This window comes from Rathayibacter sp. AY1F3, assembly GCF_002931975.1.
In the GTDB taxonomy this organism is placed as follows: Bacteria; Actinomycetota; Actinomycetes; order Actinomycetales; family Microbacteriaceae; genus Rathayibacter.
On record NZ_PSVF01000007.1, the window covers coordinates 100031 to 123503 of the forward strand.

Here is a 23473-nt window from a genome sequence, read left to right on the forward strand (position 1 = left end):
TCCGCTCAGGGCGCCTCGGCGGCCGCCTCTCGGCCCGCGTCCGCCCGGGACTCCGGCCCCCGCGAGCCCTCCCGGTAGCCTGGAGCGCATGACCGACAGCCAGCACGTCCGCTCCCGCGAGGCCTCGTCCGGCCGCGACCTGACGTACCCGCCGCTGCCCGAGGCGCTCGTCGTCCCCGTCTACGACAACCACACGCACCTCGAGATCGCCGACGGCCTCGAGCCGCTCGACCACCGCGAGCAGCTCGACCGGGCCTCCACCGTCGGCGTCCGCGGCGTCGTCCAGGTCGGCACGGACGTCGAGACGAGCCGCTGGTCGGCCGAGCAGGCGGCGAGCGAGCCGCGCATGCTGGCCGCCGTCGCGATCCACCCCAACGAGGCGCCCGAGCTGGAGCAGCGCGGCGAGCTCGACGCCGCCCTCGCCGTGATCGCCGAGCTGGCGGAGCAGCCGCGGGTGCGCGCCATCGGCGAGACCGGGCTCGACTTCTTCCGCACCGGCGAGAGCGGCCGCGCCGCGCAGTTCCGCTCCTTCGAGGAGCACATCCGCATCGCGAAGGAGCACGACCTCGCGCTGCAGATCCACGACCGCGACGCGCACCGCGAGGTCATCGAGACCCTGCGCCGCGTCGGCGCCCCCGAGCGCACCGTCTTCCACTGCTTCTCCGGGGACGCGGAGATGGCGCGGATGTGCACGGACGAGGGCTGGTACCTCTCCTTCGCCGGCACCGTGACGTTCAAGAACGCCGAGCCGCTGCGGGAGGCGCTCGTCGCGACTCCTCGGCACCTCATCCTGGTCGAGACCGACGCGCCGTACCTCACTCCGTCGCCCTTCCGCGGCCGCCCGAACGCGCCCTACCTCCTCCCGCACACCCTGCGCTCGATGGCCGCGACCCTCGAGACCGACGTCGGCCACCTGGCCGCGACGATCGCCTCGAACACGGAGGCCGTGTACGGCGAGTGGGGCGGCGAGGTCGGCTCCGAGCCGACGGAGCCGGTCGGACCCCTCGCATGAGCGGCCGCCACGCCGCCGAGCCGACGGCCGCCGCGATCCCGCGCCTGCTGGGCCCGGCCGAGATCCGCGACCTCGCCGGCCTCCTCGACGTCACGCCGACCAAGAAGCTCGGCCAGAACTTCGTGCACGACGCCAACACGGTCCGCCGCATCGTCAAGCTCGCTCGGGTGCGCCCGGGGGAGACCGTCGTCGAGATCGGCCCCGGCCTCGGATCGCTGACCCTCGGCCTGCTCGAGGCGGGCGCGCAGGTCGTGGCCGTCGAGATCGACGGGCGCCTCGCCGAGCAGCTGCCGCGCACCGTCGAGCTGATGGCGCCGGGCGCCGATCTCGCGGTCGTGCACGCCGACGCGATGAAGGTGCTCGACCTGCCGGGGGAGCCGGTCCGGCTCGTCGCCAACCTCCCGTACAACATCTCGGTGCCGGTGCTCCTGCACTTCCTCGAGCACTTCGCCAGCATCCGGTCCGGAGTGGTGATGGTGCAGTCCGAGGTCGGGCACCGGCTCGCCGCCGGTCCCGGCTCCAAGGTCTACGGCGGCCCGAGCGTCAAGGCGGCGTGGTTCGGCTCCTGGACGACGGGCGGCGCGGTCTCGCGTCAGATCTTCTGGCCGGTGCCGAACGTCGACAGCGTGCTCGTCGCGTTCGACCGCGGCGAGGAGCCGGGCGACGAGACCCTGCGCCGCGCCGTCTTCGCGGTCGTCGACGCGGCGTTCGCGCAGCGGAGGAAGATGCTCCGCCAGTCGCTCGCGACCCTCTTCGGCGACAGCGCCGCGGCGATCGTCGCGCTCGAGCGCGCCGGCGTCCCGCAGACCGCGCGCGGCGAGGAGCTGGACGTCGCCGCCTTCGTCCGCCTGGGCCGCGAGCTCGATCCGGCGCGGGTCCCCGTGCGCGGCGCGGCGGTGCCCGACGGGTCGCTGGCGGAGACCGACGGGGACGACGCGGACGGCGACGGGGAGCCCGCCCCGGGTGCGGACGAGGGCGCCTCCGCCACCCTGTAGCGTGGATGCATGGCCCACCGCGCGACGTCGAACCGGGTCCACGCGCGGGCGCCCGGCAAGATCAACGTGTTCCTCAAGGTCGGCGCCGTGCGCGACGACGGGTACCACGAGCTGGCCACCGCGTTCCAGTCGCTCTCCCTCTACGAGGACGTGTTCGCGGAGGAGGCGGCCGACTTCTCGGTCTCCTTCTCGGGCGCGATCGACACCTCCCGCCTGGCCGTCGACGGCTCCAACCTCGCGATCAAGGCGGCTCGGGCGCTCGCCCGGGCGACCGGCTACCGCGGCGGCGTGCACCTCGAGATCGAGAAGAACGTCCCCATCGCCGGCGGCATGGGCGGCGGCTCGGCCGACGCTGCCGCGACCCTCCTCGCCTGCGACGCGCTCTGGGGCACGGCCTGCACGAGGGAGCAGCTGCTCGGCATCGCCGCGAGCCTCGGCGCCGACGTCCCCTTCTCCTTCACCGGCGGCACCGCGATCGGGGTCGGCCGCGGCGATGAGCTGAGCCCGGCGCTCGCCAAGGGCCGCTTCGAGTGGGTGCTGGTCCTCTCGGAGGAGGGCCTGTCGACCCCCGAGGTCTACAGCGAGCTCGACCGGCACCGCGAGCGCCACCTGCACGACTTCCGCCCGATCTCGGCGACCCCCGCCGTCGATCCCAACGTGCTGCAGGCCCTCCGCGCCGGCGATGCCGCCATGCTCGCCGACGCGATGCACAACGACCTGCAGGCGCCGGCGCTGCACCTGCAGCCCGGGCTCGCCCGCATCCTCGAGCTCGGCGAGGGCCGCGGAGCGCTCGGCGGCCTCGTCTCGGGGTCCGGCCCGACCGTCGCGTTCCTCGCTCCGGACGCCGATGCGGCGGCCGACCTGCAGCGCGAGCTGAGCTCCGCGCGGCTGAGCGCCGTGCGGGTGTCCGGCCCGGTCCACGGGGCTCGCCTGCTCTCGACCTAGTCGCGGAGGCGGTGCCTCCGGAGCGGGGCGCGCGAGCCCCGCGCCCGGCGCCCTCCACAGACGGTCCGCAGAGAAGTTCCGACCTCGTGGCTTAGAGTGCCGCTCATGTCCCGCCGAGCCACCCTCTTCGCGATCCTCTCCGGGATCGTGGCCGCCGTCGTCGCCCTCGCGGCCGCCGAGGTCGTCGCGGTCTTCACCGGAGCGGGCGGCAGTCCGCTGGTCGCGGTCGGCGGCTTCGTCATCGACATCGTGCCCCCGGGCGTGAAGGACACGGTCATCGCGCTCTTCGGCACCGGCGACAAGCTCGTGCTGCTGGTCTCGATCGGCCTCGCGATCGCGCTGCTGGCCGTCGGCGCCGGGGTCCTCGAGTACCGCCGCCCGCCGTTCGGCGTGCTGCTGCTGGCCGTCGTCGCGGGCGCCGGTGCGCTCGCCGCCGTCAGCCGCGAGGGCGCGTCCGGGATCGACGCGGCGCCGAGCGTCGTGGGCATGGTGGCCGGTGCCGCGGTGCTCCGCTCGGCCTCCGTCCGCCTCCGCGGATGGCAGGAGGAGCGCGAGAGCGACTCCCCGGACCGCCGGTCGTTCCTCCGCCTGGTCGGGATCGCCGGAGTCGCCGCGGTCGCCGCCGGCATCGGCGCCCGCTTCCTCACGTCCGCCTCCGCCGCCGTCACCGCCGTGCGCGAGGCCGTGTCCCTGCCGGCTCCCGCCTCGGCCGCCGCGCCCGTCCCGGCGGGCGCCGTGCTCGACGACATCGACGGCATCAGCTCCTACGTCACTCCCAACTCCTCGTTCTACCGGATCGACACCGCGCTCTCGGTGCCGTCGGTCGAGCCCGCCGACTGGTCGCTGAAGATCACCGGCATGGTGGAGGAGGAGATCGAGATCACCTGGGACGAGCTGCTCGCACTGCCGCTCGAGGAGCACCTGGTCACCCTGTCCTGCGTGTCCAACGAGGTCGGCGGCGACCTGATCGGCACCGCCCTCTGGCTGGGCTACCCGATCCGCGAGCTGCTGGCCCGGGCCCGGCCGACCGCCGGCGCCGACATGGTGCTCTCGCGGAGCATCGACGGCTTCACCGCCTCCAGCCCGCTCGACGTGCTGCAGGACGAGGACCGCGCGAGCCTGCTCGCCGTCGGGATGAACGGCGAGCCGCTCCCGGTCGAGCACGGCTTCCCCGTCCGGATGGTCGTCCCCGGCCTCTACGGCTACGTCTCGGCGACGAAGTGGGTCGTCGAGCTGAAGGTCACGACCTTCGCGGAGGACCTGGCCTACTGGTCGACGCGCGGCTGGACCGAGCGCGGGCCGATCAAGATCGAGTCGCGGATCGATGTGCCGCGCCAGGGCCAGCCCGTCGAGGCGGGGACGGTCGCCGTGGCGGGAGTCGCCTGGGCGCCGCACACCGGCATCGCGAAGGTGGAGGTGCAGATCGACGGCGGCGCCTGGCAGGAGGCGCGCCTCGCCGAGCAGGTCACCGCGGACACGTGGATCCAGTGGGTCCTCGAGTGGGACGCGACGGTCGGCGACCACGTCGTGACCGTGCGCGCCACCGACGCGGACGGCACGGTGCAGACCACGGTCGAGCGCCCGCCCGCCCCCGACGGCGCCACGGGACTGCACCGCCGCTCGGTGTCCGTCTCGGAGCCTGCACCCGCGGGCTGAGGTCCGGGGGCCGCGACCCGGCCGCACTGTGATCGACCCGCGGCGGACCGCTCAGGCGGCACCGCCTAGGCTGGATCCCTATGGCACATCTGCTGGGCGCCGAGGCGCTGCGACTCGAGTACCCCACACGCGTGATCTTCGACGACGTCTCCCTGGGGATCGAGGAGGGCGACCGCATCGGGATCGTCGGACGCAACGGCGACGGCAAGTCGACCCTCCTGCGCCTGCTCGCGCAGCGCATCGAGCCGGACAGCGGCCGCGTCACGCACCGCCGCGGCGTCACGCTCGGGATGCTCGACCAGGCCGACACGGTCGACGAGGACCTCACCGTCGCCCAGGCCGTCGTCGGCGGGCTCCAGGAGCACGAATGGGCGGGCGATGCGCGCACCCGAGACGTGATCGCGGGCCTGCTGCGCGACGTCCCCTGGGACGGAGTGGTCGGCTCCCTCTCGGGCGGCCAGCGGCGCCGGGTAGCCCTCGCGAAGCTGCTCGTCGGCGACTGGGACGTCGTCTTCCTCGACGAGCCCACCAACCACCTCGACGTCGAGGGCATCGCCTGGCTCGCCGAGCACCTCAAGCGCCGCTGGGCGGCGTCGTCGGGCGGGCTCGCGGTCGTCACCCACGACCGGTGGTTCCTCGACGAGATCTGCACCGCCACCTGGGAGGTGCACGACCGCCTCGTCGAGCCGTTCGAGGGCGGGTACGCGGCGTACATCCTGCAGCGCGTCGAGCGCGACCGGATGGCGTCGACCATGGAGGCCAAGCGCCAGAACCTGATGAAGAAGGAGCTCGCCTGGCTCCGGCGCGGCGCCCCCGCCCGCACGGCCAAGCCCAAGTTCCGGATCGACGCCGCGAACCAGCTGATCGAGGACGAGCCCCCGGTGCGCGACTCGGTCTCGCTCTCGCAGCTCGCCGTCTCCCGCCTGGGCAAGGACGTCGTCGACCTGCTCGACGTCACCGTCCGCTACGGCGAGCGGACCGTCCTCAACCGCATCGAGTGGCGGATCGCGCCCGGCGAGCGCACCGGCATCCTGGGCGTGAACGGCGCCGGCAAATCGACCCTCCTCGGCCTGGTCGCGGGCAGCGTGCAGCCGACGAGCGGCCGGGTGAAGCGCGGCACCACCGTGCGCGTCGCGATCCTCGACCAGCAGCTGCGCGAGCTGAGCGGTGTCCAGCACCGGCCCGTCCGCGAGATCATCGCGGAGCAGCGCACCAGCTACTCCATCGGCGGCAAGGAGATGACTCCGGGCCAGCTGCTCGAGCGGCTCGGCTTCTCGAGCGCGCAGCTCTCGACGCCGGTGAAGGACCTCTCGGGCGGTCAGCGCCGGAGGCTCCAGCTCCTGCTCATCCTGCTCAGCGAGCCCAACGTGCTGATCCTCGACGAGCCGACCAACGACCTCGACACCGACATGCTCGCCGCGATCGAGGACCTGCTCGACTCCTGGCCGGGCACCCTCCTCGTCGTCTCGCACGACCGGTACCTGCTCGAGCGCGTCACCGACCAGCAGTACGCCGTGATGGACGGCGCGTTCCGCCACCTGCCCGGCGGTGTCGAGCAGTACCTCGACCTGCGCCGCGCGCTCGAGAAGGGTGCGCCCGCGGCGGCGTCGTCGGGCTCCTCCTCCGCCGCGCCGGCGTCGAGCGGACTCGCGGGGGCCGAGCGCCGCACCGCCGAGAAGGAGGTGTCGGCGATCGACCGGCGCCTGCACAAGCTCACGCAGCTGACGAAGACCGTGCACGAGAAGATGGCGACGCACGACCAGGACGACTACGACGGCATCCTGGCGCTCAACGCCTCGCTCCGAGCCTACGAGGACGAGACGGCCGAGCTCGAGCTGCGCTGGCTGGAGCTCTCGGAGCAGCTCGAGGGCTGACGCCGCTCTCCTCCGCGGCACCGGCAGCTGTCCCGTACCGCGAGGGCGGGACGCTGTCGCGGGCCCGGGCCGACCGGCTCAGCCGAAGTCGAGGGAGAGCTTGCGGAGGAGCTGCGCCAGCCGCTCCTGCTGCGCGTGCGTGAGCGCACCGAGCAGCTCCTGCTCCGCGTCGACCAGGCGGGTGATCGCCGCGTCGACCCGCGCGAGCCCGGACGGCGTCATCTGCACCAGCACGCCGCGCCCGTCGTTCGGGTCGTCGAGGCGCTCGACCAGGTCGCGCTCGACCAGGCGGTCGATGCGGTTCGTCATGGTGCCGCTGGTGACCATGGTGGCCTGGAGGAGCTGCTTGGGGCTCATCCGGTAGGGCGCGCCCGCGCGCCGCAGCGCGGAGAGCACGTCGAACTCCCACGTCTCGAGCTCCGAGCGGCCGAAGGCGCTCCCGCGCGCCCGCTCGAGCTGCTTGGCCAGCCGGCGCATCCGCGAGAAGACCTGGAGCGGCGTGAAGTCGAGATCGGGCCGCTCCCGGACCCAGGCGTCGACGATCCCGTCGACCTCGTCATTCGCACTCACCCGTCCATTGTGGCGGCTGGGCGGCTCGGGGGACGCCGGGAGGCGGACGGGCCGGGAGGCGGGGACCTCCCGGGCCGCCGTCGTCCGCCCGAGCGACGGCCGCCCGCGCCCGAGGCGGGGCCGGGGGCGCGGGGGTGGCAGGATGGACGGCGCGCGATCGCGCGGTCCGCCATGGTGTAACGGCAGCACGGCAGCCTTTGGAGCTGTCCGGTCCAGGTTCGAATCCTGGTGGCGGAGCGGCACCAGGACGGTGCGCTCACGGAGGAGAACGCGAAGAACATGGCAGACAGCACGCTCGCCGTCGTGATCCTGGCGGCAGGCCAGGGCACCCGCATGAAGTCCCGCACCCCGAAGGTCCTGCACCGCCTCGCCGGGAGGCCGCTGCTCGGGCACGTGCTCGACACGGCCGCCTCGCTCGACGCGGCGCACGTCGTCACCGTGGTGCGCCACGAGCGCGACCGGGTCGCCGAGGCCGTCCTCGAGCACACCCCCTCCGCGCTGGTGGTGGATCAGGACGAGACGCCCGGCACCGGCCGCGCGGTCGAGCAGGGCCTCGCGGCGCTCCCGGAGTCCTTCGCCGGCACGGTCGTCGTGCTGAGCGCCGACGTCCCGCTGCTGGACGCGCCGACCCTCCGCCGCCTGGTCGACGAGCACCTCGCCGCGGCGAACGCGCTCACCATGCTCTCCTGCGTGCTTGAGGACCCGACCGGCTTCGGCCGGATCGTCCGCGGCGGCGACGGCGCCTTCGCCTCCATCGTGGAGCAGAAGGACGCCAGCCCCGACGAGCTCGACCTCACCGAGATCAACGCCGGCGTCTACGCCTTCGACGCCGCCGCGCTCCGCTCGGTCATCGGCGCGATCGGCACCGAGAACGCCCAGCGGGAGAAGTACCTCACCGACGCCGCCGCCGCGCTCAAGGCCGCCGGCCGCGCGATCGAGGCCGTCCCCGTGCAGGACCGCTGGCTCGTGGCCGGGATCAACGACCGCGCCCAGCTCGCCGCCGCGGCGCTCGAGCTCAACGCGCGCATCGTGCGCCGCTGGCAGCTCGAGGGCGTCACGATCCAGGACCCGGCGACGACCTGGATCGACGTGGACGCGGTCCTCGCCCCGGACGTCGAGATCCTCCCGGGCACGCAGATCAAGGGGCCGACCGTCATCGCCACCGGTGCGGTCATCGGCCCGGACACCACGCTCGACTCCTGCGAGGTCGGCGAGGACGCGGTCGTGAAGCGCTCCGACGCCACGCTCGCCGTGATCGGCGCGAAGGCCCAGGTCGGCCCGTTCTCGTTCCTCCGCCCCGGCACCGTGCTCGGCGCCCGCGGCAAGATCGGCACCTACGTCGAGACCAAGAACGCCGTCATCGGCGAGGGATCGAAGGTCCCGCACCTCTCCTACGTCGGCGACGCGGTCATCGGCGAGGAGTCGAACATCGGCGCCGGCTCGATCTTCGCCAACTACGACGGGGTGAGCAAGGCGTCCTCCGTGGTGGGCTCGCACGTGCGTGCGGGGTCGCACAACGTCTTCGTCGCCCCCGTTAGAATCGGTGACGGAGCGTACACGGGCGCCGGCACGGTCATCCGCAAGGACATCCCCGCCGGAGCCCTCGGGATCACCGTCGCTCCGCAGCGCAACATGGCCGGGTGGGTGCAGACCCACCGTCCGGGCACCGCAGCGGCCGACGCCGCCGAGGCGGCCCTGGCGTCGGATCCCACCGGATCCGACCAGGCGCCCACCGGAGGAAGCGGAGCACAGTGACCGGCATCACCGCCAGCAACAAGAAGAGCCTGGTCCTCGTCTCGGGGAGGGCGCATCCGGCACTGGCGGAGGCGGTCGCCGCCGAGCTCGGGACCGAGCTCGTCACGACCGAGGGGCGCACCTTCGCCAACGGCGAGCTCTACGTCCGCTACGGCGAGTCGGTCCGCGGAGGCGACGTGTTCGTCCTCCAGTCGCACACGTCCCCGATCAACGAGTGGCTGATGGAGCAGCTGATCATGGTCGACGCGCTCAAGCGCGCCTCCGCCAAGCGGATCACCGTGGTCGCCCCCTTCTACCCCTACGCGCGCCAGGACAAGAAGGGCCGCGGCCGCGAGCCGATCTCGGCCCGCCTCGTCGCGGACCTCTTCAAGGCGGCGGGAGCCGACCGGATCATGTCGGTCGACCTGCACGCGGCGCAGATCCAGGGCTTCTTCGACGGCCCCGTCGACCACCTCTTCGCGATGCCGGTGCTGCTCGAGCACTTCCGCGAGAAGCTCGACCCCTCGACCCTCACCATCGTCTCGCCCGACATGGGCCGCGTCCGCGTCGCCGACATCTGGAGCGACAAGCTCGGCGTCCCGCTGGCGATCATCCACAAGCGCCGCGACCCGAAGGTCGCCAACCAGGTCTCCGTCCACGAGATCGTCGGCGAGGTGAAGGGCCGCGTCTGCCTCCTCGTCGACGACCTCATCGACACCGGGCGCACCATCGCGAAGGCGGCCGAGGCGCTGAAGAAGGCGGGCGCGATCGGCGTGGTCGTCGCGGCCACCCACGCCGTCTTCTCGGACCCGGCGGTCGAGCTCCTGAGCTCCGAGTTCATCGACTCGGTCGTCGTCACCGACACCCTGCCGCTGCCGGCGGAGAAGACGTGGGACCGCCTGACGATCCTGCCCATCGCTCCGCTGCTGGCCCGCGCCATCCACGAGGTCTTCGACGACGGCTCCGTGACGTCGATGTTCGACGGCGACGCGTAGGACCCCGCGCCCCGGGTGCGCCCTGCACAGCGCACCCGGGTCCCGCCCCGGCTCCACCGCCTAGGGTGAGGCCGTGCCCCAGCGTTCGGATGCGACCCTCGCCCTGGCGGCGGTCTTCCTGGTCTGGTCGCCGGCCGCCGCGGCGGCGGGCTGGTGGCTGCTCCTCGGGCTCGCCGTCGCGGCGGCCGCCGCGGCTCTGAGCGCCGTCGCCGACGCCGGGCGCACCGTCCACGACGGCCCCTCCTCCGAGTGGCTCGGGATCGTCGGGCGCGCCTTCGCCTCGGCCGCGCTGGCACTGACCGCGGCCCAGTCGGTCCTCGGGGGAGCGGCCCGGCCCCTGGCCGTCCTGCTGCTCGTGGCCGTCGCGCTCTTCGGTCTGCGCGGCGGGCGCCTCCCCGCCCGCCCGGTCCTGCTCCTCGTCGGTGCGGTCGTCGTCCTGCTGGCCGCCGCCGCCGTGCTCGTGCTGGTATCCCCTCCCGACCCCGCGCCGCTCGACCCGCTGCGCGACGGAGGGCCGCTGGGAGCCGGCACCGCCGCGGCGCTGCTCCTGATCCTCCTGCCGACGTCCCGCTCCGGCGCGGTGACGGCTCTCCGCCCCGCCCTGCTGCGCATCGGGATCGCCACGGCGGCCGCCGCCGCGCTCGGCACCGGTCTGCTCCTGGCGGCCGGTCCCGAGGTCCTCGCGTCCTCGGAGACCCCCCTGAGCGCTGTCACCCGGGGCACGCCCGCGTCCGGGCTCGTCGGGGCCGCCGCGGTGATCGCGGTCCTGCTCGCGCTCCTCGACCTCGGGAGGAGGGATGCGCGCGCCCTCGTCCGTCTCGCCGACGCGGGGGAGATCCCGGCGGTGCTCGCCGCCAGGAACCGCAGGACCGGCGTGCCCGCGGCGGCCCAGCTGGTCCTCTGCCTGGTCGCCGTGCTCGCGGTCGTGATCCTCGACGCCGACGCGCTGCTCGCCTTCGCCGTGGCCGCCCTGCTGGTGGCGACCATCGTGCGGCGCCTCGACCACGGAGCTGCCGGGGCGAGCGGCCCGGCCCTCGCGTCGGCCGCGGTCTCGCTGCTGCTCCTGCTCGCCCTCCCGGCTGCCACGGCGGCCGCCGCAGCGGTGCTCCTGGCGGCGCTCCTGATCGCGCGGGCGTTCCGGACCTGAGGGGTCAGCCGGCCCGGGCGTCGAGCGCCCGCTCGGGGAGCCGGACGCCACCGCCCGGCTCCGCGGACGACAGGGGAGCTCCCTCCCCAACGCGGAAGGCGCCCCCGCCCGAGGATCCGAGGATCCTGCAGGCGGGGGCGCCTTCCCGTGCGACGCGGGTCAGTGCGTGGAGGGGTCCTGCTCGACCTCGGTGCGGTCGCCCGACCACAGCGTGTGGAAGGTGCCCTCCTTGTCGACGCGCTTGTAGGTGTGCGCTCCGAAGAAGTCGCGCTGGCCCTGCACGAGAGCGGCCGGGAGGCGCTTGGAGGCGAGCGAGTCGTAGTACGACAGCGCGGCGCCGAAGCCGGGGATCGGCACGCCCGAGAGCGCGGCGGTCGAGACGATGCGGCGCCAGGCGGCCTCGCCGTTCGCGACGGCCTCGGCGAAGTACGGGTCCTCGAGGAGGGTCGTGATGCCGGCGTTCTCGTCGTAGGCGTCGACGATGCGGTTGAGGAACTGGGCGCGGATGATGCAGCCCGCGCGCCAGATCTTGGCGACCGCGCCCTTGTCGATCTCCCAGCCGTACTTCTCGGCCCCGGCGATGATCGCGTCGAAGCCCTGCGAGTAGGCGACGACCTTGGAGGCGTAGAGCGCGGCGCGCACGTCGTCCTCGAAGCCCTCGTACTTCTCGACCGGGGTCGGGCGCGAGGTGACGCGGGCCTGCACGGCCTCGCGCTGCTCGGGGTGGGAGGACACGGCACGGGCGAAGACGGCCTCGGCGATGCCGCCGACGGGGACGCCGAGGTCGAGCGCGTTCTGCACGGTCCAGACGCCGGTGCCCTTCGAGCCGGCCTGGTCGAGGACGACGTCGATGAAGGGGTTGCCGGTGTCGGCGTCGACCTGGCGGAGCACCTCGGCGGTGATCTCGATGAGGTACGACTCGAGGTCGCCCTTGTTCCAGGCGTCGAAGACCTCGGCGATGGCGGCGGGCTCGTGTCCGCCGACGGTGCGGAGCAGGTCGTACGCCTCGGCGATGAGCTGCATGTCGGCGTACTCGATGCCGTTGTGGATCATCTTGACGAAGTGGCCGGCGCCGTCCGTGCCGATGTGGGTGACGCAGGGCTCGCCCTCGGCGACCGCGGCGATCGACGAGAGGATCGGGCCGAGGGTCCTGTAGGACTCGACCGAGCCGCCGGGCATGATCGACGGGCCCTTGAGCGCGCCCTCCTCGCCGCCGGAGATGCCGGTGCCGACGAAGTGGATGCCGGTCTCGCGGACGGCCTTCTCGCGGCGGATGGTGTCGGTGAAGAGCGCGTTGCCGCCGTCGACGATGATGTCGCCGGGCTCGAAGACCTTCGTCAGCTGCTCGATCACGGCGTCGGTGCCGCGGCCGGCCTGGACCATGATGATCGCGGTGCGCGGGGTGGCGAGCGAGGCGGCGAAGTCCTCGATGGTCTCGGACGCGACGAAGCCCGCCTCCGGGTGCTCCGTGATGAGGGTCTCGGTGCGGCCGTAGGAGCGGTTGAACACCGCGACCGTGTTGCCCTCGCGGCTGGCGAGGTTGCGGGCGAGGTTCGAGCCCATCACCGCCAGACCGACGACTCCGATGTTGGCTGTGGCGGTGGGCTTGTCAGACACGGTTCTCCTCGACGTTCGCGTTCAGGGGCGAGCCCAGGCTAGCCCCGGGTCGCTCCGGGGAGCCCGGGTCCGAGCCGTCTCCCGGCTGCACATCGGTCGTGCGGCGCGCGCACGGTCTTGCGCGCGCCGCGACGACCGCGACCGGAACCGGTCAGGCGCCGTGGCCGAGGGGGACGCGCTCCGACGGGATCGGCGGCGGCGGGGGAGTGCCGTCGCCGAACGGGCGGCCGCCGAGCTCCTCGCGGCGCGAGGGGACGAGCCAGCCGGAGAGGTCCGGGCCCTTGGGGACGACGCCGGTCGGATTGATGTCCCGCTGCACCTCGTAGTAGTGCGACTTGATGTGGGTGAAGTCGATCGTGTCGCCGAACCCCGGAGTGGCGAACAGATCCCGGGCGTAGCCCCAGAGCGCGGGCATCGCCGACAGCAGGTTCCGGTTGGCCTTGAAGTGGCTGTAGTAGACGGCGTCGAAGCGGGCGAGCGTCGTGAAGAGCCGCACGTCCGCCTCGGTGATGGTGTCGCCGACCAGGTAGCGGCGGGTGCTCAGCCGCTCCTCCAGCCAGTCCAGCCGCGCCCAGAGGCGGTCGTAGGCCCGGTCGTAGGAGCGCTGCGACCCGGCGAAGCCGCACTTGTAGACGCCGTTGTTCACGTCGTGGAAGACCAGCTCGGCGATCTCGTCGATCTCCTCGCGGTGCTCCTCGGGGTAGAGGTCGGGGGCGCCGTCGCGGTGGAACGCGGTCCACTCGGTGGAGAAGTCGAGCGTCATCACCGGGTAGTCGTTGGTGACGACCTGGCCGCTCGGGATGTCCACGAGGGCCGGGACGGTGATCCCGCGCGGGTAGTCGGGGAAGCGGGCGAAGAACGCGTCCTGGAGGCGGGGGATGCCCAGCACCGGGTCGACCCCGCCCGGATCGAGGTCGAAGGTCCAGCTGCGCTTGTCGTGGGTGGGCCCGCAGATGCCCATCGAGAGGGCGTCCTCGAGCCCGAGCAGGCGCCGCACGATCACGGCGCGGTTCGCCCACGGGCAGGCGCGGGAGACGACGAGGCGGTAGCGCCCGGCCTCCACCGGGTACCCGTCGCGGCCGTCGGCGGTGATCCGCGTCGGGATGTAGTTCGTGTCGCGGTGGAAGCCGTTCTTCTCGACGTAGGAGCCGAAGTCGTCGCTCGTCATACCCGCACGGTAGGCGGTCCGCCTGGACGTCCGGCTCCGAGTCCGGCGGCGACCGCCTGCTGGCGGGCGGCCGCGATGCCGGGTAGGATCGGCAGCTGAACTTCGGCGAGGGATGCACGTGCATCCGTGATCGACGCGGTGGAAGCAGGCGAGGCCCCCACGGGGCGCCACGGACTTCTCCTCACGCTGACATGCGTTCGAGTCGACAAACCGTCCGTGGCCGCAGGCCACGACCCGATCCGGTGGCGTGCGCGCCGCCCAAGGAGAACATCATGGCTGAACTGACCAACAAGGTCGTCGTCGAGGTCCGCACCTCGTTCGGCAAGGGCGCCGCCCGCAAGATCCGCGCGCAGGACAAGATCCCCGCGGTCCTCTACGGTCACGGCACCGAGCCCCAGCACCTCACCCTCCCGGGCCACCAGGTGCTCCTGCTCACCCGCAAGGCGAACGCGATCCTCGAGCTCGACATCGAGGGCGCCGCGCAGACCACCCTGGTGAAGGACATCCAGCGCGACCCGGTGCGCCAGATCATCGAGCACATCGACCTCGTCGTCATCAACAAGGGCGAGAAGGTCGAGGTGGACATCCCCGTGCACGTCGAGGGCGACGCCGCTCCCGGCACCCTCGTCTCGATCGAGTCGAACACCCTCTCGCTCGAGGTCGACGCCACGCGCATCCCGCAGAACATCGTCGTCTCCGTCGAGGGCCTCGAGGCCGGCACGCAGATCACCGCCGCCGACGTCACGCTCCCCGAGGGCGCCACGCTGGTCACCGACGCCGAGATCCTCATCGTCAACGTCACCGCCGAGGTCGAGCAGGACCTGGGCGAGGACGACGAGACCCCGGCCTCGGGCGACGTCGTCGCCGAGACCGCGGAGTAGTCCGCACCACCCCGGGAACGGGCCCGCTCGCAGCCGCGGCGGGCCCGTTCCGCGTCCGGCGGGGGAGTCCCTCCGCCGCCCCCGAGGAAGAGGAACGACATGGGTGACACCTGGCTGGTCGTCGGACTGGGCAACCCGGGCGCGCAGTACGCGCGCAACCGGCACAACGTCGGCCAGATGGTGCTCGACGAGCTCGCGACGCGGATCGGCGGCTCGTTCCGCCGGCACAACCGCGCCAACGCCGTGGTCGCCGAGGGCTTCCTCCGCCCGGGCGGACCGAAGCTCGTGCTGGGCAAGCCCAACAGCTTCATGAACCTCTCCGGCGGGCCGACGGCGCAGCTGCTCGACTTCTACTCGGTCGACCCGGCGCACCTGATCGTCGTGCACGACGAGCTCGACATCCCCTTCGACACCCTGCGCCTCAAGCAGGGCGGCGGTCACGGAGGGCACAACGGCATCCGCGACATCCTCGCGGCGACCGGAGGAGCCGAGTTCCTGCGCGTGCGGGTCGGCATCGGCCGCCCGCCGGGCCGCCAGCAGGCCGCCGACTTCGTGCTGAAGGACTTCGCCGGCCCGGAGCGCGAGGCGCTCCCGATCCTGGTCTCGGACGCCGCCGACGCCGTCGAGCTCATCGCCGACTCCGGCCTCTCCGCCGCCCAGCTGAAGTTCCACACCAGCGCCTGACCCGCCCTTCGCCGAGGGGACCCCGGACGGCGAGGGAGACCGCAGCCCCGGGCTCCCTCGACGGTTCGGGGTTCCCTCGGCGGTCGGCCCGCGGGGCGGCCGTAAACTGGATCCGTGCCCCTCAACGAGATCATCTCGGCGCTGTCGCGCGCCTCCACGTTCGACGATGCTCTCGCGTACGCGGTGCGGGACGCCGACTTCTCGGTGGCCGACGGCCTCCGGGTCCCCCTGCTCGCGGGCCTGATCGAGAGGCGCGCGGAGGCGGGACGCCCGCAGGCGGCGCTGGTGGTCACGGCCACGGGCCGCGACTCCGAGAACGTGCGCGCCTCCCTCGGCTTCATGCTGCCGGACGCGGACGTCGTCGAGTTCCCCGCGTGGGAGACGCTGCCGCACGAGCGCCTCAGCCCGAGCGCCGAGATCGTGGGGCGGCGCCTGGACGCGCTGCGGCGGATGAAGCAGTGGTCCGGCGAGCGGCCCCTCGTGGTGGTCGCCTCCGTGCGCGCGGCGCTGCAGCCGGTCGCCGACAACCTCGCCGACATCGAGCCGATCCGACTCGTGAAGGGCGCCCGCGGCTACGACCTCGGCCGCATCTCGGCCGAGCTGGTCGACCTGGCCTACGCCCGGGTCGACATGGTCACGCGCCGCGGCGAGTTCGCCGTGCGCGGCGGCATCCTCGACGTCTTCCCCGCGGTGGCCGAGCATCCGAGCCGAGTGGACTTCTTCGGCGACGAGGTCGACTCCATCCGCGGCTTCTCCGTGGCCGATCAGCGCTCGCTTCCGGGCGAGGCCGACTCGGTGGTCCTCCCGCCGAGCCGCGAGCTGCTGCTGGTGCCCGCGGTGAGGCAGCGGGCCCGCGAGATGCTGCACGAGTTCCCGAGCCTGTCGGCGATGCTCGCGAAGATCGCCGAGGGCATCCCGGTCGAGGGGATGGAGTCGCTCGCCCCCGCGTTGCTGGAGCGGCTGGTCCCGATCTCGCACTACCTCCCCGAGGGGGCGGCCGTCGCGGTCCTCGCCCCCGAGCGCGTGGCGACGCGGGCGATCAGCCTCGCCGAGACGAACCGCGAGTTCCTGCAGGCGGCCTGGAGCGCGGCGACCGCCGGCGCCGAGGCCCCCATCGACCTCGCCTCGGGCGAGTTCATCTCGCTCGGCGCGCTCCGCGACTCCGTGAAGCTCAGCGCCCCGGGCGCCGACGCTCCCGACCATCCGTGGTGGACGATGAGCACGTTCCGCCAGGGCCCCGCCGCGGGCGAGGCCGAGGTGCTGCCGGAGGAGCTCGGGATCGACGAGATCCTCGCCGTCCGGGTCGAGGGCGAGCCGGTCCCCGGCTTCGGAGCGAGCGTCGAGGGCGCCCTCGCCCACGTCCGCGCGCGCCTGGCCGACGGCTGGACCGTGGTCCTGACCGCGCCCGGCACCGGCACGGTCGAGCGCACCGACCAGGTCCTCGCCGAGCACGAGGTCGCCGCCCGCATCGTCGCCGACCTCCCCGCCGGGCTCGAGACGGGCCTGGCCTACGTGGTCCAGGCCTCCGTCGATCACGGCTTCGAGGTGGAGGAGGCGAAGCTCGCCCTGCTCACCGACACGGAGTTCTACGGCCGCACCGTCGGCTACGACTCCCGCGCGGTGAAGAAGCTCGCGTCGCGTCGCAAGAACGTCGTCGACCCGCTGCAGCTCACGCCCGGCGACTTCGTGGTGCACGCCACCCACGGCATCGGCCGGTTCGTGGAGCTCTCGCAGCGCGAGGTCTCCAGCGGGGGCCGCAACGCGATCAAGACGCGCCGCGAGTACCTGGTGCTCGAGTACGCCCCCAGCAAGCGCGGCTTCCCCGGCGACAAGCTGCTCGTCCCCACGGACCAGCTCGACCTGCTCTCACGCTACGTCGGCGGCGAGGCTCCGGCGCTGAGCAAGATGGGCGGGAGCGACTGGGCGCAGGCCAAGAGCAAGGCCCGCCGCGCGGTCCGCGACATCGCGGTCGAGCTCGTGAAGCTCTACTCCGCCCGGATGGCCTCCCGCGGGCACGCGTTCCCGCCGGACACCCCCTGGCAGCGCGAGCTGGAGGAGGCGTTCCCGTTCGCCGAGACCCCCGACCAGCTCACCGTCATCGACGAGGTCAAGGCCGACATGGAGCGGCCGATCCCGATGGACCGCCTGCTCTCGGGCGACGTCGGCTTCGGCAAGACCGAGGTCGCCGTGCGCGCCGCGTTCAAGGCGATCCAGGACGGGAAGCAGGTCGCGATGCTCGTGCCGACCACGCTGCTCGTCCGCCAGCACCTCGAGACGTTCCAGGAGCGCTTCGCCGGCTTCCCCGTCCACCTGCGGGCGCTCAGCCGGTTCCAGAGCGCGAAGGAGTCGAAGGAGACGATCGAGGGCCTGGCCGACGGCACCGTCGACATGGTCATCGCGACCCACCGGCTCCTCAGCGACAACATCGTCTTCAAGGACCTCGGCCTGCTCGTGATCGACGAGGAGCAGCGCTTCGGCGTCGAGCACAAGGACAAGCTCAAGGCGCTGAAGAAGAACGTCGACATCCTCTCGATGAGCGCCACGCCCATCCCGCGGACTCTCGAGATGGCGGTGACCGGCATCCGGGAGATGTCGACCCTCGCGACCCCGCCGGAGGAGCGCCACCCGATCCTCACCTTCGTCGGCCCCTACTCCGAGAAGCAGGTATCGGCCGCGATCCGCCGGGAGCTCCTGCGCGAGGGCCAGGTGTTCTTCGTGCACAACCGCGTCTCGACGATCAACCGCGTCGCCTCGCAGCTCGCCGAGCTGGTGCCCGAGGCGCGGATCGCGGTCGCGCACGGCAAGCTCAGCGAGTCGCAGCTCGAGCGGATCATCGTCGACTTCTGGGAGCGCAAGTTCGACGTCCTGGTGTCGACGACGATCGTCGAGACCGGCCTCGACATCCCGAACGCCAACACGCTGATCGTCGACCGCGCCGACAAGTACGGTCTCTCGCAGCTGCACCAGCTGCGCGGGCGCGTCGGCCGCGGCCGCGAGCGCGCCTACGCCTACCTCCTCTACGACGAGACGAAGCCGCTGAGCGAGACCGCGCACGACCGGCTGCAGACCCTGGCCGCCAACTCGGACCTCGGCGGCGGCATGCAGATCGCGCTGAAGGACCTCGAGATCCGCGGTGCGGGCAACCTCCTCGGCGGCGAGCAGTCCGGGCACATCCAGGGCGTGGGCTTCGACCTCTACCTGCGGATGATCGGCGAGGCCGTCGACACCTTCCGCGGCGAGGTCGCCGAGGGGCAGACCGAGCTGCGGCTCGAGCTGCCCGTCGACGCCCGCATCCCGGAGGAGTACGTCGACAGCGAGCGGCTGCGCCTGGAGGCGTACCAGAAGCTGTCGGCCGCGTCGTCGCCGACGGCGAAGGAGGGGAGCATCGACCTCGTGGTCGAGGAGCTGACCGACCGCTACGGCGAGCTGCCCGAGGCGGTCGAGAACCTCATCCTGGTGTCGAGGCTGCGCATGCGCGCGCAGAAGGCGGGCCTCAGCGACGTGGTCGCGATGGGCTCGAACGTCCGCGTGGCTCCCGCTCACCTGCCCGACTCGATCCAGGTGCGCCTGCGCCGGATGTACCCGACCGCGAAGTACCTGCAGCAGGCCGACGCGGTCGTCGTGCCGATGCCCGTGCTCGACGGCGTCCCGCTCGGCGACCGGGCGCTGATCCAGTGGGTGGCGTCGCTTTTGGACGCGCTGTTCCCGGAGCCGGTCACCGTCTGAGGTCCACGGGGCGGCGCTCCCCGGTGGAGCGCCGTCCCGCTCCGGCGGCCGTCGCCGCTGCGGGAGGGCCCGCTGGCAGGATGGAGGGCATGCCGCTCCTCGCCGCCCGACGCCCCCGCGAGCCGGAGCCGCTCGCCGGCCCGCTGGTCGCCGTCCGCGGGGTCGCGGTGCGCGCCTCGGGCGTCGAGCTGCTCGCGCCGTGCTCGCTCGAGGTGGAGGCGGGGGAGCGCGTCGCGGTGACGGGCCGCAACGGCACCGGCAAGACCACGCTCCTGCGGGTGATCGCCGGCCTCACCGCTCCGAGCGAGGGAGTCGTGGCGGTGGCCGGGCGCGCCCCGGAGGAGCGCTCCGCCGCCCACCGCCGCGCCGTCGCCGCTCTGATCGGCACCCCGCCCTTCGAGCGGGACCTGACCCTCGAGGAGCACCTCGCGATGGTCGCCGTCTCCTGGGGCGCGCCGGTCGCCGACGCCCGCCGCGAGGCCGCGGCAGGTCTCGACGCGCTCGCGCTCGCTCCGCTCGCCCGCCGCTTCCCGCACGAGCTCTCCTCCGGGCAGACGCAGCTGTTCTCCCTCGCGCTCGTGCTGGCCCGGCCCTCGGCGGTGCTGCTGCTCGACGAGCCGGAGCAGCGGCTCGACGTCGAGCGGGTGCCGCTGGTGGCGGAAGTCCTGCGGCGCGCAGCCGCGTCCCGGGCACTCGTCGTCGCGACCCACAGCCCTGTGCTGATCCAGGGTCTGGGCGCGCGGGTCGTCGAGCTGGAGCGGGCGTGACGCGCGCGGAGAGGGCTCGCGTCGCCGAGGTGCGGGCTCTGCACCGGCACCGCGCCGCGGCTCCGCCGAGTCCGCGCGCCTACGCGGGCTACCTCGCCGCGATGACCGTGCTCGTCGTCGTCCTCCCCGTCGCCCGGGCCCTCGCGCTCCTCGCTGCCGAGGCGGGAGCCGTGCCGGAGCCGCTGATCGCCCTCGCCGCGGGTCTCGCCCTGCCCGCCGCCGTGCTCCTGGGCCGGGTGCGCGGACCCGCGGTGGGCGAGCCGCACACCACGGCCGTGCTGCTCGCGACCGATCTGCGCCGCTGGTCGGTGCTCCGCCGACCCGTGGTCCGGGCGTCGGCCGGTCTCGTGGCGTGCTGCTCCGCCGTCGCGTCGCTCCTCGCCCTCGCCGCCTCCGCGCCGCTCCTCGCGGCCGTCGCCGGCGGCGCCGCGTTCGCCGGCCTCCTCGCCGTCGCCTGGCTCGCCGGTCAGTGCCTCCCCTCGCGCCTCCCCGCGCTCGCGGCGGGCCTCCTCGCCTCCCTCGCGGTCCTCGGGGCCCTCCTGCCCGGTGCGCCCACGCCGGGCGGCCTCCTCGCCTCAGCCGTGAGCGGAGCGGAGGAGGTGCGCGCCGCGTTCGTGCTGCTCGCGTCGGCCGCGGTCCTCCTGGCCGCGGCGCCCCGGCTGCTCGACGCCGCGCGCGGACCTCGGCTCCTCGCCCAGGCCCGGCAGTGGTCGGCGACCGCCCGGCTCGGAGCGACGGGCGATCTCGCCGAGTCGCTCGACGGGTACCGCGCCCTCCCGGCGATCGGGCGGGGGCTCCGAGCGGTCCGCCTCTCCCCGTTCGCCCTCTCGGTGCCGGTGCGCGACGCGATCGGCGCGCTGCGCACTCCCGGACGCTCGGCGGTCGCGGTCGTCGCGCTGGCCGCCGCCGGCGCCGCCGCCGTGCTCGCCGCGGTCGCGCCGTCCTCCCTCCTCGCGCTCCCGGCCGCCGCGGCGGGCGTGCTCGCCTACCTCGGCGCCGGCGTCTGGAGCGACGGCTTCCGTCACGCCGCCGCGACAGCGGGGCAGCCGGCGCTCCTCGCCCCCGGTCCGTTCGAGCTGCTCCTCCTGCACGCCGTCCTCCCGCTGGTGCTCGCGGTCGGAGTCGCGATGCTCGGCGCCCTCGCCGCCTCGCTGCTGCTCCCGGGCGCGGCGGTGCCGGTGGCCGCCGCGACCGCCGTCGCCGCCGTCGCCGCGCGGGCGATGGATGCGACCCGGGGTCCGCTGCCGCCGCAGCTGCTCAGCCCGGTGCCGCTCCCGATCGGGGACGGCGCGGGAGTCGCGGTGGTCCTCTGGAACCTGGCGGGTGCACTGGTCAGCGCCTCGACCGCGGTGTCCGTCGCGGCGTCACCCGGGCTCCTCGCCGCGGTGCCGCTCGTCGCAGGCGGCTGCCTCCTCGTCGCGCGGCGGCGTCTCGCGCGGGCCTGAGGCTCCCGGGCGCCCGCGCCGCCCGGATGTCCGCGGAGGCGGCCGGACCGGATGCGAGGATGGCGGGGTGACCGCGCATCCCCGGCTCGACGAGCTCATCCGCACCGTCCACGTCCTCCGCGCCCCGGGCGGCTGCCCGTGGGACGCCGAGCAGACCCACGAGTCGCTCGTGCGCTACCTGATCGAGGAGTCGCACGAGCTCGTCGACGCCATCGAGGCGGGGGACCGGGCCGACCTGATCGAGGAGCTCGGCGACGTCCTCTACCAGGTGCTCTTCCACGCCGACCTGGCGGCCGAGAGCGCCGAGCCCTTCACCATCGAGGACGTCGCGGCGCACATGAACGCCAAGATGATCGGCCGCCACCCGCATGTGTTCGGCGACGCCACGGCCGAGACGGCCGACGACGTCATCGCGGTGTGGGACGAGCTCAAGCGCACCGAGAAGCCGCACCGCACGAGCGTGCTCGACGGGATCCCGCAGGGCATGCCGGCTCTCGCGCTCGCCGACAAGGTGATCGGCAAGGCGACCTCGCTGGGCGTCGTGGACGCCGGCCAGGGCCCGCTTCCCATCGAGTCGGAGGAGGACCTCGGCCCGCTGCTGCTGGCCATCGTCGCCTCCGCCCGCGCCCAGGGGCTCGACGCCGAGCGTGCGCTCCGCACCGCGACGCGCGACCTGCAGGACGAGATCCGCGCGGTGGAGCAGGAGCGGCGCGCGGACTGAGGCGCCCGCCGGCCCGCCCCGGCCGATCTGGGAGAATCGCCGTCATGGCCTCCCCGATCACCCCGCCCCGCGGCATGCGCGACTTCCTCCCCGCCGACAAGGCGAAGCGCGAGCACGCGCTCGGCGTCATCCGCCGCGTGTACGCCTCCCACGGGTTCGACGAGATCGAGACGCCCGTGGTCGAGGACTTCGACCGCCTCCACTCCGGGCTCGGCGGCGACAACGAGAAGCTCGCCTTCAGCGTCCTGCGCCGCGGGCTCACCCGCGACGACCTCGCGGCGGTCGACGACGCGTCCGCCCTCGCCGACCTCGGCCTGCGCTTCGACCTCACGGTGCCGCTCGCCCGCTTCTACGCCTCGCACCGCGCCGAGCTGCCGGCCGTCTTCCGCTCGGTGCAGATCGCGCCGGTGTGGCGCGCCGAGCGCCCGCAGAAGGGGCGGTACCGCCAGTTCGTGCAGTGCGACATCGACATCATCGGCGAGCCCGGGCAGCTGGCCGAGGTCGAGCTCATCACGGCGACCGCGGCGGCACTCGACGCCCTGGGCCTCGAGGACTGCACCATCCGGATCAACGACCGCCGCATCCTCACCGGAATCCTCGAGCACTGCGGCTTCGCCCCCGAGCGCTTCGGCCCTGCGCTGATCTCGATCGACAAGCTCGACAAGATCGGCGCCGCCGGGGTCGTCGCCGAGCTGGAGGCCGACGGGCCGGACGCGGCCGCGGTCCTCGGGGGCTACCTCGCGCGGATCGAGGAGGCGGTCGCCGCCGGGGGAGTGGCGCTCGAGCAGTCCGCGATCCTCGACGTGCTGCCCGAGGGCATCGACCCGGAGGCGGTGCTCGCGCTCGAGACCCTGGCCCGGTCGCTGCGCTCGCTGCCCGCCGGCGTCTCGCTCCGCTTCGACCCGACGCTCGTGCGGGGCATGGGCTACTACACCGGCACGATCTTCGAGATCGCGCACCCGTCCTCGGGCTCCTCGGTCGGCGGAGGCGGGCGGTACGACGGGATGATCGGCCGCTTCCTCGGTCAGGACGTGCCGGCCTGCGGCTTCTCGATCGGCTTCGAGCGGATCGTCGAGCTGATCGGCGGTGCCGTCGTCGAGCGTCCCGACGCCGTCGTCCTCGTCCACGAGCGCGACGCGGCGCCCGAGCTGCTGCTCGCGCTCAAGCAGGAGCTGATCGCCCGGGGCTCGCGCGTGCGCCTCGAGCGCCGGGCGAAGAACCTCACCCCGCTGCTGGACCGCGCGGCCGCCGCGGGCTTCACGCGCTTCGCGCTCGTTCCGCGGGACGCCGCCTCCGCCGCCGACCTCTCCTTCAAGGACCTCGGCTGATCCGCGCCGGCGGCGCCGGGTGAGCGACGCCGGCTGCCTGCGCTGAGCCGCGCCCGTGGGACGGGCCGGGGCCGTCCTGTGAGGCCTGAACAGGGTCTCAGACGATCCGTCAGAGGATCATGCCGATCTGGTCGGATCCTTGTCGGATCCGTGAGAGCCTTAATACCCGCGAAATCTGCGGACACACCCGAGAAATCTCCCCCGGATA

18 protein-coding genes and 1 tRNA gene are annotated in these 23473 nt (G+C 73.6%); 16 read left to right on the top strand and 3 right to left on the bottom strand.

Going from position 1 to position 23473, the window contains the following annotated elements; genetic code table 11:
* Positions 1 to 88 precede the first annotated feature (88 nt).
* The 5 genes from C5C39_RS06490 to C5C39_RS06510 all read left to right on the top strand — a co-directional run bounded on the left by C5C39_RS06490 (position 89) and on the right by C5C39_RS06510 (position 6482).
* Positions 89 to 1012, top strand: coding sequence for a TatD family hydrolase (locus C5C39_RS06490; protein ID WP_104222332.1), 924 nt, complete (start codon positions 89 to 91; stop codon positions 1010 to 1012).
* Complete coding sequence (gene rsmA, locus C5C39_RS06495) at positions 1009 to 2007, top strand: 16S rRNA (adenine(1518)-N(6)/adenine(1519)-N(6))-dimethyltransferase RsmA (RefSeq protein WP_181073461.1); 999 nt, start codon at positions 1009 to 1011, stop codon at positions 2005 to 2007. Before C5C39_RS06490 ends, rsmA begins: the two co-directional genes overlap by 4 nt.
* 9 nt (positions 2008 to 2016) lie before the next feature.
* Positions 2017 to 2952, top strand: coding sequence for a 4-(cytidine 5'-diphospho)-2-C-methyl-D-erythritol kinase (locus C5C39_RS06500; protein WP_104352935.1), 936 nt, complete (start codon positions 2017 to 2019; stop codon positions 2950 to 2952).
* Positions 2953 to 3057: 105 nt separating this feature from the next.
* Positions 3058 to 4608: a molybdopterin-dependent oxidoreductase gene (locus C5C39_RS06505; RefSeq protein WP_104247360.1), complete on the top strand. Its 1551-nt coding sequence runs from the start codon at positions 3058 to 3060 to the stop codon at positions 4606 to 4608.
* A gap of 80 nt (positions 4609 to 4688) precedes the next feature.
* Positions 4689 to 6482, top strand: a complete 1794-nt coding sequence (locus C5C39_RS06510) for an ABC-F family ATP-binding cassette domain-containing protein (RefSeq protein WP_104352936.1) — start codon at positions 4689 to 4691, stop codon at positions 6480 to 6482.
* A 78-nt stretch (positions 6483 to 6560) separates the two neighbouring features.
* Here C5C39_RS06510 and C5C39_RS06515 read toward each other — a convergent pair whose 3' ends face one another.
* The gene (locus tag C5C39_RS06515; RefSeq protein WP_104222340.1) at positions 6561 to 7052 is read right to left on the bottom strand and encodes a MarR family winged helix-turn-helix transcriptional regulator; all 492 of its coding nucleotides are present in this window, start codon (positions 7050 to 7052) and stop codon (positions 6561 to 6563) included.
* A gap of 165 nt (positions 7053 to 7217) precedes the next feature.
* On the opposite strand from C5C39_RS06515, the gene C5C39_RS06520 reads away from it, so the two are divergent.
* The 4 genes from C5C39_RS06520 to C5C39_RS06535 all read left to right on the top strand — a co-directional run bounded on the left by C5C39_RS06520 (position 7218) and on the right by C5C39_RS06535 (position 10928).
* Positions 7218 to 7289 (top strand) — tRNA-Gln (locus C5C39_RS06520).
* A gap of 42 nt (positions 7290 to 7331) precedes the next feature.
* Entirely contained in the window at positions 7332 to 8807 is a 1476-nt protein-coding gene (gene glmU / locus C5C39_RS06525; RefSeq protein ID WP_104352945.1) for a bifunctional UDP-N-acetylglucosamine diphosphorylase/glucosamine-1-phosphate N-acetyltransferase GlmU, read from the top strand.
* Complete coding sequence (locus C5C39_RS06530; protein WP_104250639.1) at positions 8804 to 9781, top strand: ribose-phosphate diphosphokinase; 978 nt, start codon at positions 8804 to 8806, stop codon at positions 9779 to 9781. The genes glmU and C5C39_RS06530 overlap by 4 nt, the downstream gene beginning before the upstream one ends.
* Positions 9782 to 9854: 73 nt before the next feature.
* Complete coding sequence (locus tag C5C39_RS06535; RefSeq protein ID WP_104352937.1) at positions 9855 to 10928, top strand: hypothetical protein; 1074 nt, start codon at positions 9855 to 9857, stop codon at positions 10926 to 10928.
* A gap of 159 nt (positions 10929 to 11087) precedes the next feature.
* On the opposite strand, the gene gndA is transcribed toward C5C39_RS06535, so the two are convergent.
* The gene (gene gndA, locus C5C39_RS06540; RefSeq protein ID WP_104233684.1) at positions 11088 to 12545 is read right to left on the bottom strand and encodes an NADP-dependent phosphogluconate dehydrogenase; all 1458 of its coding nucleotides are present in this window, start codon (positions 12543 to 12545) and stop codon (positions 11088 to 11090) included.
* Positions 12546 to 12696: 151 nt separating this feature from the next.
* Positions 12697 to 13713 (bottom strand): glutathione S-transferase family protein, encoded by a 1017-nt coding sequence (locus C5C39_RS06545; protein WP_104226929.1) that lies wholly within the window; start codon positions 13711 to 13713, stop codon positions 12697 to 12699.
* A 272-nt stretch (positions 13714 to 13985) separates the two neighbouring features.
* Between C5C39_RS06545 and C5C39_RS06550 the strand changes: the two genes are divergently transcribed.
* The 7 genes from C5C39_RS06550 (at position 13986) to hisS (ending at position 23265) form a co-directional block, all read left to right on the top strand.
* Positions 13986 to 14594, top strand: coding sequence for a 50S ribosomal protein L25/general stress protein Ctc (locus C5C39_RS06550; RefSeq protein WP_104233682.1), 609 nt, complete (start codon positions 13986 to 13988; stop codon positions 14592 to 14594).
* Between the two features lie 99 nt (positions 14595 to 14693).
* Positions 14694 to 15278 (top strand): aminoacyl-tRNA hydrolase, encoded by a 585-nt coding sequence (gene pth / locus C5C39_RS06555; RefSeq protein WP_104233681.1) that lies wholly within the window; start codon positions 14694 to 14696, stop codon positions 15276 to 15278.
* A 114-nt stretch (positions 15279 to 15392) separates the two neighbouring features.
* Positions 15393 to 19004: a transcription-repair coupling factor gene (gene mfd, locus C5C39_RS06560; RefSeq protein ID WP_104352938.1), complete on the top strand. Its 3612-nt coding sequence runs from the start codon at positions 15393 to 15395 to the stop codon at positions 19002 to 19004.
* 89 nt (positions 19005 to 19093) lie between these two features.
* Entirely contained in the window at positions 19094 to 19771 is a 678-nt protein-coding gene (locus C5C39_RS06565; protein WP_104274329.1) for an ATP-binding cassette domain-containing protein, read from the top strand.
* Complete coding sequence (locus tag C5C39_RS17830) at positions 19768 to 21216, top strand: hypothetical protein (protein WP_258075788.1); 1449 nt, start codon at positions 19768 to 19770, stop codon at positions 21214 to 21216. Before C5C39_RS06565 ends, C5C39_RS17830 begins: the two co-directional genes overlap by 4 nt.
* A 67-nt stretch (positions 21217 to 21283) precedes the next feature.
* Entirely contained in the window at positions 21284 to 21937 is a 654-nt protein-coding gene (locus C5C39_RS06570) for a MazG family protein (RefSeq protein WP_104222356.1), read from the top strand.
* Between the two features lie 44 nt (positions 21938 to 21981).
* Positions 21982 to 23265 (top strand): histidine--tRNA ligase, encoded by a 1284-nt coding sequence (gene hisS, locus C5C39_RS06575; protein ID WP_104352940.1) that lies wholly within the window; start codon positions 21982 to 21984, stop codon positions 23263 to 23265.
* The last annotated feature ends 208 nt before the right edge of the window (positions 23266 to 23473 follow it).

Excerpts from the sequence above, each read along its gene's own strand:
- C5C39_RS06490 (WP_104222332.1), top strand. The coding sequence starts at position 89 with ATGACCGACAGCCAGCACGTCCGCTCCCGCGAGGCCTCGTCCGGCCGC.
- rsmA (WP_181073461.1), top strand. The coding sequence starts at position 1,009 with ATGAGCGGCCGCCACGCCGCCGAGCCGACGGCCGCCGCGATCCCGCGC.
- C5C39_RS06500 (WP_104352935.1), top strand. The coding sequence starts at position 2,017 with ATGGCCCACCGCGCGACGTCGAACCGGGTCCACGCGCGGGCGCCCGGC.
- C5C39_RS06505 (WP_104247360.1), top strand. The coding sequence starts at position 3,058 with ATGTCCCGCCGAGCCACCCTCTTCGCGATCCTCTCCGGGATCGTGGCC.
- C5C39_RS06510 (WP_104352936.1), top strand. The coding sequence starts at position 4,689 with ATGGCACATCTGCTGGGCGCCGAGGCGCTGCGACTCGAGTACCCCACA.
- glmU (WP_104352945.1), top strand. The coding sequence starts at position 7,332 with ATGGCAGACAGCACGCTCGCCGTCGTGATCCTGGCGGCAGGCCAGGGC.
- C5C39_RS06545 (WP_104226929.1), bottom strand. The coding sequence starts at position 13,713 with ATGACGAGCGACGACTTCGGCTCCTACGTCGAGAAGAACGGCTTCCAC.
- C5C39_RS06550 (WP_104233682.1), top strand. The coding sequence starts at position 13,986 with ATGGCTGAACTGACCAACAAGGTCGTCGTCGAGGTCCGCACCTCGTTC.
- pth (WP_104233681.1), top strand. The coding sequence starts at position 14,694 with ATGGGTGACACCTGGCTGGTCGTCGGACTGGGCAACCCGGGCGCGCAG.
- C5C39_RS06565 (WP_104274329.1), top strand. The coding sequence starts at position 19,094 with ATGCCGCTCCTCGCCGCCCGACGCCCCCGCGAGCCGGAGCCGCTCGCC.
- hisS (WP_104352940.1), top strand. The coding sequence starts at position 21,982 with ATGGCCTCCCCGATCACCCCGCCCCGCGGCATGCGCGACTTCCTCCCC.